Here is an 11,145-nt window from a genome sequence, read left to right as displayed (position 1 = left end):
CTGAGCGGTAGTCGAAGGGCGGGAATAGGCATGAACGAGAAAAGAAACATAGTACACATGGATTTGGACACATTTTTTGTGTCCTGTGAGCGCTTGCTGGATAGTAAGTTAATAGGAAAACCTGTATTGATTGGCGGCACGAGCGATCGCGGCGTGGTGGCTTCGTGTAGTTATGAAGCGCGCACTTTTGGGATTCATTCTGCAATGCCAATGAAGCTGGCCAGACAGTTATGCCCCGAAGCAATTGTAGTTCGCGGCGATGCTGGCACCTACAGCAAGTTTTCAGAAAACGTAACCGATGTAATTAAAGAAAGTGTGCCGCTTTACGAAAAAGCTTCCGTAGATGAATTTTATATCGATTTAACGGGAATGGACAAGTTTTTTGGTTGCGAAAAATTAGCTTCCGAATTGCGGCAGCGCATTATAAAAGAAACTGGACTGCCTATTTCTTTTGGGCTTTCCATAAACAAAACCGTTTCAAAAATAGCCACTGGTGAAGCAAAGCCCAACAATCAAATTCATATTGTAAAAGGAACCGAAAAACCATTTCTTTCGCCTTTGGCTGTCAATAAAATACCCATGGTAGGCGAAGTTACCTACCGTGCTTTGTGCGATCTGGGTATAAAACAGATAAAAACCATACAGGAAATGCCTGTGGAAATGATGACGAAAGTTTTCGGAAAAAATGGACAGACCATTTGGCAGAAAGCAAACGGCATAGATAATACGCCGGTACAACAATATACCGAACGCAAATCTATTTCTACCGAGCGCAGCTTTGACCGCGATACCACCGATGTAAAAAAACTGGAAGGCATTATAATTGCGATGGCAGAAAATTTGGTTTTTCAACTACGACGCGGCAACAAACTCACTGCCTGCGTAACATTTAAAATTCGGTATTCAGATTTTCAAACGTATACTATGCAGCAAAAAATACCGTATAGCTCCGCAGACCATAAAATTATTCCGGTAGTGATGGAACTTTTTAAAAAACTATACCAACGCCGGCTTTTGGTGCGAATGGTGGGCGTACGGTTTAGCCATTTGGTGGAAGGTGGATTTCAGATAGATTTATTTGACGATAACGAAAAAATAATCAATCTCTACCACGCTATGGACAAGATGCGCGACCGTTACGGCGACCGTGCTGTAATGCGCGCTGCGGGAATGGAGGCCAAAAGTATTGGACGTTGGAATCCGTTTACGGGAGCGCCGCCGCCGTTGTTGCCCAATAGAAGAAGGTAGTTTCAATCGCATTTTTGCTTCTTGTTCCATAAAATGAATTCTGTATTAAATAAGATGCTATCTTTGTTTTAAAACAAATTTGAATGGAAAGTATTAGTGTTTTTGATATGTTATCGATTGGCGTGGGGCCATCAAGTTCGCATACTTTAGGACCTTGGCGCGCAGCATTGCGTTGGATAGGCGAGTTGAAAGAAAAAAATCAATTTGATAAGGTAGTAGCAATTAAAGCAGATTTGTACGGGTCGCTATCGCTTACAGGAAAAGGCCATGCTACAGACATTGCCGTTATGCTGGGGTTAACGGGTTTTGACCCTGTAACATTTCCTATTGAAAATATTGAAAAAGAAATTGATTTTATTACTTCTGAAAACAAACTGAAACTAAACAATGAGTTAGATGTGCCTTTTGTTCCAAAGGAAAACATCATTTTCAATCGAAAATTTCTTGAGTTCCACCCCAACGGCATGACTTTTACGGCTACTTTAAAAGATGGCACTAAAAAAGCTTCGTCGTTTTACTCAATTGGCGGTGGCTTTACGGTGAAAGAGGAGCGGAAAAGAAAAAAAATTAAGCAGGAAAAATTTGCTAAGTTTCCGTTTCCTATTCAAAACGCAGCAGAACTCTCGGTCTATTGCAAAGCGGAGAATAAGAGTATTTCAGAAATAGTACTCGAAAATGAAAAATCGCTTAGAAGCGAGGCCGAAATAAACGATGGCCTAAAAAAAATATGGGATGTAATGTTAGATTCCATGTACGTTGGCACCCATACCGAAGGCATTTTGCCGGGGGGGTTAAACGTTACCCGACGCGCTTTTAATATGAACAAAAACCTTATTGGCGACCTTAAATACGATAATGCTGAGGAATGGATAGAAGCAATACGCAACACCGAAGTTCATTTTCGCCAAATCTTAAAATGGGTTTCGTGCTTTGCTTTGGCGGTAAACGAGGTAAATGCTTCGCTTGGGCGAGTAGTTACTGCTCCCACCAATGGCAGTGCTGGTGTAATTCCTGCAGTAATGCTGTATTATATGGTGATAGAAAACCACGATGCCAATTTTGAAGACGTTCGCAAGTTTTTACTCACCGCAGGCGAAATAGGCAGTATCTTTAAAAAAGGCGCTACTATATCTGCCGCAATGGGCGGTTGCCAAGCCGAAATAGGCGTTTCGTCGTCTATGGCAGCTGGCGCGCTATGTGAGCTCATGGGGGGAACTCCCGATCAATGTTTAATGGCAAGCGAAATAGCCATGGAACATCACCTAGGGCTTACTTGCGACCCCATTGCCGGTTTGGTGCAAATTCCGTGTATAGAGCGTAACGCTATGGGTGCAATTAAGGCCATCAATGCTTGCGAAATGGCACTTCACAGCGATCCTAGCAAAGCCAAAGTACCCTTAGACAAAGTTATTGCTACCATGTGGGAAACCGCGAAAGATATGACCTCTAAATACAAAGAAACCAGTGAAGGCGGGTTGGCAGTTCAAGTAAACATTAGTGATTGCTAAAACCACCTAATTCGCAATTGTAATTTGAAGGTATTTAAACAGTTCATTCCCTCACATTTGAAATGTACCGTAATTTTCGAAAAGTTATTTTAAGCTCCAAAATCGGCAATCTAAAATCGTAAATTCTTACTTTTACCGTCAATTTTATTTAAATTATGAGCACAGCTAAAAAAGAATACAAGCGCATTACTACCAAAACATTGGTGGATATGAAGAAGAAGGGTGAAAAAATTTCGATGTTAACTGCATACGATTTCACCATGGCAAAAATTGTGGATAGCGCCGGCATAGACGTAATATTGGTTGGCGACTCGGCTTCAAACGTAATGGCTGGACACGAAACTACCTTGCCCATTACACTGGACCAGATGATCTATCACGCCGCTTCTGTGGTGCGCGCCATTGAACGCAGTTTGGTGGTTGTTGATTTGCCTTTCGGAAGCTATCAAAGCGATCCAAAAGAAGCGTTGCGTTCTGCTATTAGAATTATGAAAGAAAGTGGCGGACACGCTGTAAAATTAGAAGGTGGAAAGGAAGTAAAGGAATCGATTAAACGAATTTTAAACGCCGGAATTCCAGTGATGGGTCACTTGGGGTTGACTCCGCAATCTATTTATAAATTTGGAACCTATACCGTTCGTGCAAAGGAGGAAGCAGAAGCCGACAAGCTTATTGATGACGCCATTTTACTGGAAAAAACTGGTTGTTTTGCCTTAGTACTGGAAAAAGTGCCTGCCAAACTTGCTCAAAAAGTAGCTGAAAAAATAAACATTCCGGTAATTGGTATTGGTGCCGGCAATGGCGTTGATGGCCAAGTGCTAGTAACGCACGATATGCTAGGTATGACACACGAATTTAACCCAAGATTTTTAAGACGCTACTTAGATTTATACACCGATATGAAAAACGCATTTAGCCAATACAGCGCCGATGTAAAAAGCGGCGATTTTCCGAATGATACCGAACAATATTAAAAAGGAAATTTCAAATTACTAGCATCAAATTCCAAATAAAAATTTAATATTCAACAAATCAACTTTGTTTTTTTTAGGATTTTAAACTTTTGAACTCACCGACTAACAAACTTCTAAATTCAAACACTCATCAATCAAAAAACCCATAGCACCAAAGACAATCTTCAAGTTTTGTTTGAAGACAACCATTTAATAGTGGTTAACAAGCGTCCGGGCGACATTGTGCAGGGCGATAAAACGGGTGACACTCCGCTGTCTGAAGTTGTAAAAGAATACATAGCCGAAAAGTACAATAAGCCCGGGGCGGTATATTTGGGAGTGGTTCACAGATTGGATCGCCCCACGAGTGGCATTGTTGTTTTTGCAAGAACTTCAAAAGCTTTGGGGCGTTTAAATAAAATGTTTTCTGAAAGAGAAACCGAGAAAATATATTGGGCAGTAGTAAAAAATGCGCCGCCAAAAACCGAAGATTCCTTAATTCATTTTTTAAAAAGGAATCCGAAACAAAACAAGTCATACGCGCACTTAAAGGAAGTGCCGGACAGCAAAAAAGCGATACTTCACTATAAACTTCTGAAAAAATTAGACAATTATTATTTACTGGAAATAGTGTTGGAAACAGGAAGACACCACCAAATAAGGTCGCAGCTTGCAGCAATTGGTTGTGCAATTAAGGGCGATTTAAAATATGGTTCAGACCGAAGCAATCCTGACGGAAGCATTCATCTACACGCTAAAAATCTACGGTTAATTCACCCGGTGCAGAAAGAAGAAATTAAATTTGAAGCGCCCACTCCAAATGACGCCGTTTGGAACGCGTGTAATTAAATTTTTATTAAATTCTTTTTCAAGGCGAAAATAACCAGTCCTACCCTATTTTTTATGTTAAGTCGCTTAAAAAGATCTTGACGATAACCATCGATGGTTTTCGGGCTCAGGGCCATTACGTCGGCAATTTCTTTATATGTCATTTCTGAGCATGCCAATTTCATAAAAGTAAGTTCGTTTTCTTTAAAATCCATCATCCTTCCTTCCTCATCGGGCGTTAGTGAATGCAGGAGTGTTTCGGCTACTTTTTCGGAGTGGTAATATCCTTTTTGTTGTAGTTCAACAAGGGCTTCATTCAAAATTTCTGGATGAATATCTTTCAGCAAATAACCTTTTACCCCTTTACGCAGCATTTTTAATATTGTTTGTTCGTCGTCTTCCATGGAAAGGGCGAGAATTTTAATTTCGGGATGATGGGAGCCAAGCCATTCGGCAGTTTCAAAACCGTCCATTACGGGCATATTGATATCGAGGAGAATTATTTCGGGCAAGGTTTTTCGTTTCGCTATTTCGGTTTGCAACTCCATGCCATTTCTGGCAATAAAGAGCACGCTAAAATTAGTAAAGGAGTTAATTAGCTTTGCTAACGAGCGCGCAAAGAGGGAGTGATCGTCAACTATTACAACAGTATTTTTTTGGTCTGGCTTCATTGATTTCCTTTATACGGGTACCCTAAAATTAATTGAGTGCCTTTTCCTATTTCAGATTTAATTGAATATTTTGCATCTATGAGTTGCGCACGGCTTTTCATTGTTTCCATGCCAGAGCTATCGGTTTTTAGGGAGGTGTTAAAACCCACCCCGTCATCCTTCGCTAAGATATTGAGGGATATATCTTTATAATCTAAATGTACGAATAATTTTGAAGCTCTCGCGTGTTTGAGTACGTTTGAGAGAAATTCTTGTAAAATTCTAAAAATAATTATCTCGCTCGCACTGTTTATTGGAATAATATCGCCGGTTATTTTTAAGGATGCATCTAAGTAGCCCAATCGATTAAATCGATCTAATTCTACCTGTAACGAGGCTATAAGCCCGTTTTTGAGTATTACATCGCTATTGAGCACCTTAGAGAGCGAGCGAATTTCTTGTACCACATCTTGAAGCAATTCCTTTGTTTCCTGCATTTGCCCATGAAGACTTGTAGGAGCGGCATTCATTATTACATTTAACTGAATATTGGCTACAGAAAGCAACTGCCCCACATTATCGTGGAGTTCCCACGCTATGTTTTTAAGGGTTTGTTCCTGTATTTCTATCTGTGAATCGGCGAGTTCGCGTTGGTAGCGTTGTTCTGCTTGGTATCGTTCTTTTAAGAATTTATTTTTTCTGCGTTGAAAGGCCATAAAAAATATGACAACAAACACAACCAATAAGAAGATTATTGTTATAAAGTATATTAATAAGAGGATTTCTTCTTTTTTGAGCATACTATAAAACCAAGGGTAAAGGTTGAGTACATAAATATATTTGCAAACAACAGTACATAAATGTGCAATTTAACAAATAAATCATTTCCATCCTCTAGATTAAAATATTGTGAAAAAATTTCGATAGGAGTTACGCACAAATGAAAGACGAGAACACCAACCGAAAAGTAAAAAGGAAGAAATCTTTTTAATTGCAATAACATATCGCTTCTCAGCAGTTCAAAATAAAAAAACACAACACTAAAAAACACCAATAACGTACCTGTTATACTCACAAATTGTGAGGTTGTTTTAAAGAAGCTATCTGTATAAATATACATGCCTATAGAAAGACATACGAAGGACACCACTGCAATTAAAAAGATATTTTTTAAATTTTTACTTTTTATAAAAGAGGTAAAGTATAGCACAAAAAAAGAAAAACTAAAGAGGGAATAAAGATTGTACCACCAATAATTATTTTGAAAATTAGTGCCCTTAATAATAGGTAAAAATGCAAAATCTGAAAAATAAGCCATTGGAGAATAGGAACCTATAAATTCAACAAAGACGGTTACCCATAAAAAAAACACGAAATATTTCACATTTTTAAATTTAGGGGTAGTCCTTTTTAAATAGTAAGTACCTACTATGGCTGCTATTAGCTCTGCCGAAAATATGGGGAGCGTAAAGCGAAAAAAATCGTAAATATCCAATTGCTAATAATTTCTAGGAGGCCAACCGTTTATACCTTTATTAAGCGGTTCTAAACTATAATCGTTGGCGGCTCCTGCATTAACGCCCGTGGTAGGCGCCAAAAAAACCGTTGCTTTATCTGTGGTGTCGTTATCATACGCAGCAAAATAGATACGTATTCCTGGGTTTAAACTGCCTGATCCAGCCTTTACATAATTTAAAAATTGTTCAAGTTCGGCTACGCTAAATAAAAACTCACGCGCATCTACTGAACCCATTGATTGCTCAATATCTATAGCCCGTGTGGCTACCCAGTTATCTTGTAATTGCCTTGCTTCGGCCACAGAAATACAATTTGTTGGTTTTGACATAATTTTATGTTTTGGTTAATTGGAAACTAAAGTAAGAAAAACAAATTAAGCAGTGCTTTTAAAAAAGGATATTTAGGAAAAATCCCTAATTGGTATCAGACTTCACTTACAAATCAAATAGGCTTTTCCCCGTGACAAAATTGTAAAAAACCGATATTAAATTAGGTAAAATACTGTTGAGTAGTAGTTTACAATTATATATTTTTATATTTTTGAAAATAAGGCACCCTGATTTCTCTTTAATGATTTACGAAACCCTTGAAATATTAAAAGACGAAGTTTCCAAATATTTGGAACTTAAAACTACAGATAGCAATCTTGTGGTTCTGGATAACATTTCAAAATATGACGATCCAGACATAAATACCATGAATAATAAAGTGGTGCTTTCACTCTTAAATATTGAAGAAGAAACAGCTCTTAAAAACAATCCCAATTTTAAGATTAAAAATGGTGAGACGGTTTACAAAAACCCAGCCGTACATCTAAATATATTCGCACTCTTTTCGGCCAATAGAAGCACCTATACAAGCTCTCTTACCAACATATCGTATATAATAGAGTTTTTTCAATCTAAAAAAATATTTACTCAGATAAACACTCCTTTAAATCCGGCAGTACCAGCTTTGGCGAATATTAAGGAATTTAAGTTTCTCGCTGAACTATACACTCCCACTTTTGAACAACTAAACCATATCTGGGGCTCCTTAGGCGGAAAAGCCCTACCCGCAGTTGTCTATAAAATTAGTGTTGTAAAAATTGAAAGTTCATCTGTGTTGGAGAAAGGCAGACCAATTACCCAAATTTCTGGAACCTTAAAAAATACAACCTCATGAGTTTTACGAGTACATATCGGGTTCTGTTTAATCTAAACGTATATCATCACTATTTTTTAGACGATGGTTCTGTGGCGTTTGATAGTAATTTAGGATTAAAAGATAAGCAACTAACCAAATACACATTTGAAGATTTCTTAAGAATAACACCTTCACAAGAAACACAAGAAATCTTTACCGGAAATAGAATAGTTTTTAAAACAGTACCCACCGGATTTACTATTTATGCAAAAGCAGAAGAAACTGCTCCAAACTCTGGCACATACAAACCTTATGTAAACCTATCACAAACTACGGTCTTTACTTTTTTAATTTATGTGAAAGATTCACTTTTTGAAAATTATTCAACAGTGAATTCTAAACCGGAAATACCTTATTTTTTCTCGAACAAAAAACCCGTTTCAGAAGGCGTTTCATTCAATTATATAGACTTAGAAACCACTACCCTACCCATTTCAAATTTCACTATAAATGAAACAAGTTATACCGAAATTAGCAAAGCACTTTCAGAAAAAGAAAAAATAGGTCTCTTCGGAATAATTTCATTAGAAATGAGCGGAGACGACACTCTTCCTTTTGATGGTAATGCCCGTAACATCTTAAATGTAAGTGGCACCATTCCCGCAAACCCCAAAACCTTTAAACTTCAAATTAAAAACCGAAAAACTATTTGGAACTATCGAAATGCAGCAAACAGCAACTTGCTTCATTCATCAGATCCAACCGAGCTTCCACTGGCGAAAAATGGCATCATCGGATATAGTTTCGGGGGCCAAGAGCGGCCTTCGGCAACACCTTCGCAGCTCATTTTCGAAAAAGATGGCGGTGGAAATATAATTAAGACAATTTCAGAAATATATATTAATCAATAACAACAACTATGGCAACTACGTACAAAACACCCGGGGTCTATATAGAGGAAATATCAAAATTTCCTCCATCAGTGGCACAAGTGGAAACAGCAATTCCAGCCTTTATAGGCTACACAGAAATTAGTGATACTTCCGTAAGAAACAAACCTAAGCGTATTGTTTCGCTTTTGGAATACGAAACCTATTTTGGCAAAGCCGAAAATGAAACGGCTATTACAGTAACCATTGACGACACCATTGACAGCGGCCCACCAATTAAACTTTTAGACCAAAAGCTAAGTGTAAGTATGTCTAGTAATAGTCCGTTTGTAATGTATTATGCCATGCGAATGTATTTTGACAACGGTGGCGGACCTTGCTATATTTGTTCGGTTGGCGATTATAGCGGAGGCAGTGTGAGTCAGCCTTCTTTAGTAGGAGGTTTAGACGAACTAGAAAAATTTGATGAACCTACCTTGTACGTATTTCCAGATGCAATGGCGGTTTCAACGGCAGACAGCTACTATTCGCTCATCAATAAAGCTTTAATGCAAGCGCAAAAGCTGAAAGACCGTTTTGTAATAATAGACGCGTTTGCAGACAACAGCGCCAATATTCGAAGTTCGTCTACTTTAGGCAATGGTGTTGATTTACTAAAATACGGTGCAGCCTATCATCCGTTTTTAAAATCGGTTTACAGTTATGCCTATTCAGATGCAGATGTAACTCTAGCACATAGTGTTACAGACGAAACCAACACAACCTCAACTGGAGTATATGACACTAAAAAACTAGACGAATTAGCAGATAGTGGCGATTCAGACTTTAACCTAATTCTGTACAATTCCATAAAAGCTACCTTAGAAAAGCAATACGTAACACTTCCACCAAGTAGCGCTATGGCAGGTATTTATGCACGGGTAGATGGTAACAGAGGTGTTTGGAAAGCTCCAGCCAATGTATCGGTAAGTGCAGCTGTAGAACCATCTATAAAAATAACTCACGAAGCACAGCAAGATTTAAATATTCATACTTCAGGAAAATCAATAAATGCCATCCGTTCTTTTGCGGGGAAAGGCATTTTGGTTTGGGGAGCGCGAACGCTTGCTGGAAACGACAACGAATGGAAATACATTCCGGTGCGTCGCTTTTTTAATATGGTTGAAGAATCTGTTGAAAAAGCATCGGCACAATTTGTCTTTGAACCCAACGATGCAAACACTTGGGTAAAAGTACGTGCCATGATTGAAAATTTCTTAACCCTACAATGGCGTGCAGGAGCGTTGGCCGGAGCCAAACCCGAACAAGCGTTTTACGTACGCGTTGGTTTAGGACAAACAATGACTGCCGACGATATTTTAAACGGGATAATGAATATTGAAATAGGAATGGCAGCCGTACGCCCCGCCGAATTCATTGTTCTGAAATTTTCACATAAAATGCAGGAAGCTTAAGCTTAAATAAATATTCACTTAAGAAAATAATAATCCGAAACTCAAAAACTCTCTTTCGGGAAAATAAAGAGTTTCATTTAAAACATACCAAAATGGCCAATACATATCCTTTAGTAAAGTTTCATTTCTCTGTAGAATGGGGAGGAACAAATATAGGTTTTACCGAAGTTAGCGGACTCGACGTAGAAACCGAATTGATAGAGTACCGCAGTGGTGCTAGCCCAGAATTCAGCAAGATAAAAATGCCGGGCATGCAGAAATACAGCAATATAACGCTAAAACGAGGTTCGTTTGAAAACGACAATGAGTTTTACCAATGGTGGAACACAGTGAGTTTAAACACTATTGAACGTCGGGACATTACAATTTCTTTATTAAATGAAGAGCACGAACCAGTGATTGTATGGAAGGTAAAAAATGCTTTTCCTATTAAAGTGCAATCCACCGACTTAAAAGGCGATGGCAACGAAACCGCTATTGAAACCTTAGAAATTGCCCACGAAGGACTTTCTATTCAAAACGGTGATTAATGGGCGCAGAATACCCTCCGGTAAGTTTTCATTTTAAGGTGGAATTCAATGGAATTTCCAGTCAGGACAAAGACGTACATTTTCAATCTGTAATGGGTTTATCTGTAGATATCGAAACTGTTGAGTTCGCCGAAGGCGGTGAAAATCGGTTTAAACACAAGCTACCTGTGAGGTCGAAATTTCCAAACCTAGTTTTAAAACGTGGAATGGTAACCGATTCTTACTTAATAAAATGGTGCCAAAATGCCATTGAAAGTTTTGATTTTCAACCCATAGACCTAACGGTAATGTTACTGAATGAAAAACACGAACCACTTGTAACTTGGAATGTAGTTCACGCATACCCGGTAAAATGGAATGTCGCTGAACTTAATGCTGAAGAAAGCAAAGTAATGATTGAAACTATAGAATTAGCCTATAACTATTTTACACTTGTATGAT

Annotated in this window: 12 protein-coding genes; 9 read left to right on the top strand and 3 right to left on the bottom strand. The window is 38.3% G+C overall.

Annotated elements, in window-relative coordinates; translation table 11 throughout:
* Positions 1–30: 30 nt before the first annotated feature.
* The 4 genes from dinB (at position 31) to K8089_RS04915 (ending at position 4,558) form a co-directional block, all read left to right on the top strand.
* Entirely contained in the window at positions 31–1,248 is a 1,218-nt protein-coding gene (gene dinB, locus K8089_RS04930) for a DNA polymerase IV (protein WP_237602175.1), read from the top strand.
* A gap of 83 nt (positions 1,249–1,331) precedes the next feature.
* On the top strand, positions 1,332–2,756 hold the full coding sequence (locus K8089_RS04925; protein ID WP_237602174.1) for an L-serine ammonia-lyase: 1,425 nt from the start codon (positions 1,332–1,334) through the stop codon (positions 2,754–2,756).
* A gap of 155 nt (positions 2,757–2,911) precedes the next feature.
* Entirely contained in the window at positions 2,912–3,730 is an 819-nt protein-coding gene (panB, locus tag K8089_RS04920; RefSeq protein WP_237602173.1) for a 3-methyl-2-oxobutanoate hydroxymethyltransferase, read from the top strand.
* Between the two features lie 129 nt (positions 3,731–3,859).
* Positions 3,860–4,558, top strand: coding sequence for an RluA family pseudouridine synthase (locus tag K8089_RS04915; protein WP_237602216.1), 699 nt, complete (start codon positions 3,860–3,862; stop codon positions 4,556–4,558).
* On the opposite strand, the gene K8089_RS04910 is transcribed toward K8089_RS04915, so the two are convergent.
* The 3 genes from K8089_RS04910 to K8089_RS04900 all read right to left on the bottom strand — a co-directional run bounded on the left by K8089_RS04910 (position 4,555) and on the right by K8089_RS04900 (position 7,033).
* Positions 4,555–5,208, bottom strand: coding sequence for a response regulator transcription factor (locus K8089_RS04910; RefSeq protein ID WP_237602172.1), 654 nt, complete (start codon positions 5,206–5,208; stop codon positions 4,555–4,557). The two genes, K8089_RS04915 and K8089_RS04910, sit on opposite strands and share 4 nt — an antisense overlap.
* Positions 5,205–5,987: a sensor histidine kinase gene (locus tag K8089_RS04905; protein WP_237602171.1), complete on the bottom strand. Its 783-nt coding sequence runs from the start codon at positions 5,985–5,987 to the stop codon at positions 5,205–5,207. The genes K8089_RS04910 and K8089_RS04905 overlap by 4 nt, the downstream gene beginning before the upstream one ends.
* Positions 5,988–6,685: 698 nt before the next feature.
* Positions 6,686–7,033, bottom strand: coding sequence for a hypothetical protein (locus tag K8089_RS04900; protein ID WP_237602170.1), 348 nt, complete (start codon positions 7,031–7,033; stop codon positions 6,686–6,688).
* Positions 7,034–7,275: 242 nt separating this feature from the next.
* Between K8089_RS04900 and K8089_RS04895 the strand changes: the two genes are divergently transcribed.
* The 5 genes from K8089_RS04895 to K8089_RS04875 all read left to right on the top strand — a co-directional run bounded on the left by K8089_RS04895 (position 7,276) and on the right by K8089_RS04875 (position 11,144).
* Positions 7,276–7,869: a DUF4255 domain-containing protein gene (locus tag K8089_RS04895; RefSeq protein ID WP_237602169.1), complete on the top strand. Its 594-nt coding sequence runs from the start codon at positions 7,276–7,278 to the stop codon at positions 7,867–7,869.
* The gene (locus K8089_RS04890; RefSeq protein ID WP_237602168.1) at positions 7,866–8,741 is read left to right on the top strand and encodes a hypothetical protein; all 876 of its coding nucleotides are present in this window, start codon (positions 7,866–7,868) and stop codon (positions 8,739–8,741) included. The genes K8089_RS04895 and K8089_RS04890 overlap by 4 nt, the downstream gene beginning before the upstream one ends.
* Positions 8,742–8,749: 8 nt before the next feature.
* On the top strand, positions 8,750–10,174 hold the full coding sequence (locus K8089_RS04885; RefSeq protein ID WP_237602167.1) for a phage tail sheath family protein: 1,425 nt from the start codon (positions 8,750–8,752) through the stop codon (positions 10,172–10,174).
* Between the two features lie 92 nt (positions 10,175–10,266).
* Positions 10,267–10,704: a phage tail protein gene (locus K8089_RS04880; RefSeq protein WP_237602166.1), complete on the top strand. Its 438-nt coding sequence runs from the start codon at positions 10,267–10,269 to the stop codon at positions 10,702–10,704.
* The gene (locus tag K8089_RS04875; RefSeq protein ID WP_237602165.1) at positions 10,704–11,144 is read left to right on the top strand and encodes a phage tail protein; all 441 of its coding nucleotides are present in this window, start codon (positions 10,704–10,706) and stop codon (positions 11,142–11,144) included. Before K8089_RS04880 ends, K8089_RS04875 begins: the two co-directional genes overlap by 1 nt.
* The last annotated feature ends 1 nt before the right edge of the window (position 11,145 follow it).

Source organism: Aequorivita vitellina (genome assembly GCF_022008365.1).
Lineage (GTDB): Bacteria > Bacteroidota > Bacteroidia > Flavobacteriales > Flavobacteriaceae > Aequorivita > Aequorivita vitellina.
Note: the sequence above shows the minus strand (reverse complement) of the source record. Positions and strands in the feature narration are given on the sequence as shown.

Coding starts and splice junctions, on each gene's coding strand:
- K8089_RS04875 (WP_237602165.1), top strand. CDS start 10,704: ATGGGCGCAGAATACCCTCCGGTAAGTTTTCATTTTAAGGTGGAATTC.
- K8089_RS04890 (WP_237602168.1), top strand. CDS start 7,866: ATGAGTTTTACGAGTACATATCGGGTTCTGTTTAATCTAAACGTATAT.
- dinB (WP_237602175.1), top strand. CDS start 31: ATGAACGAGAAAAGAAACATAGTACACATGGATTTGGACACATTTTTT.
- K8089_RS04885 (WP_237602167.1), top strand. CDS start 8,750: ATGGCAACTACGTACAAAACACCCGGGGTCTATATAGAGGAAATATCA.
- K8089_RS04895 (WP_237602169.1), top strand. CDS start 7,276: ATGATTTACGAAACCCTTGAAATATTAAAAGACGAAGTTTCCAAATAT.
- K8089_RS04910 (WP_237602172.1), bottom strand. CDS start 5,208: ATGAAGCCAGACCAAAAAAATACTGTTGTAATAGTTGACGATCACTCC.
- K8089_RS04905 (WP_237602171.1), bottom strand. CDS start 5,987: ATGCTCAAAAAAGAAGAAATCCTCTTATTAATATACTTTATAACAATA.
- K8089_RS04900 (WP_237602170.1), bottom strand. CDS start 7,033: ATGTCAAAACCAACAAATTGTATTTCTGTGGCCGAAGCAAGGCAATTA.
- panB (WP_237602173.1), top strand. CDS start 2,912: ATGAGCACAGCTAAAAAAGAATACAAGCGCATTACTACCAAAACATTG.
- K8089_RS04880 (WP_237602166.1), top strand. CDS start 10,267: ATGGCCAATACATATCCTTTAGTAAAGTTTCATTTCTCTGTAGAATGG.
- K8089_RS04925 (WP_237602174.1), top strand. CDS start 1,332: ATGGAAAGTATTAGTGTTTTTGATATGTTATCGATTGGCGTGGGGCCA.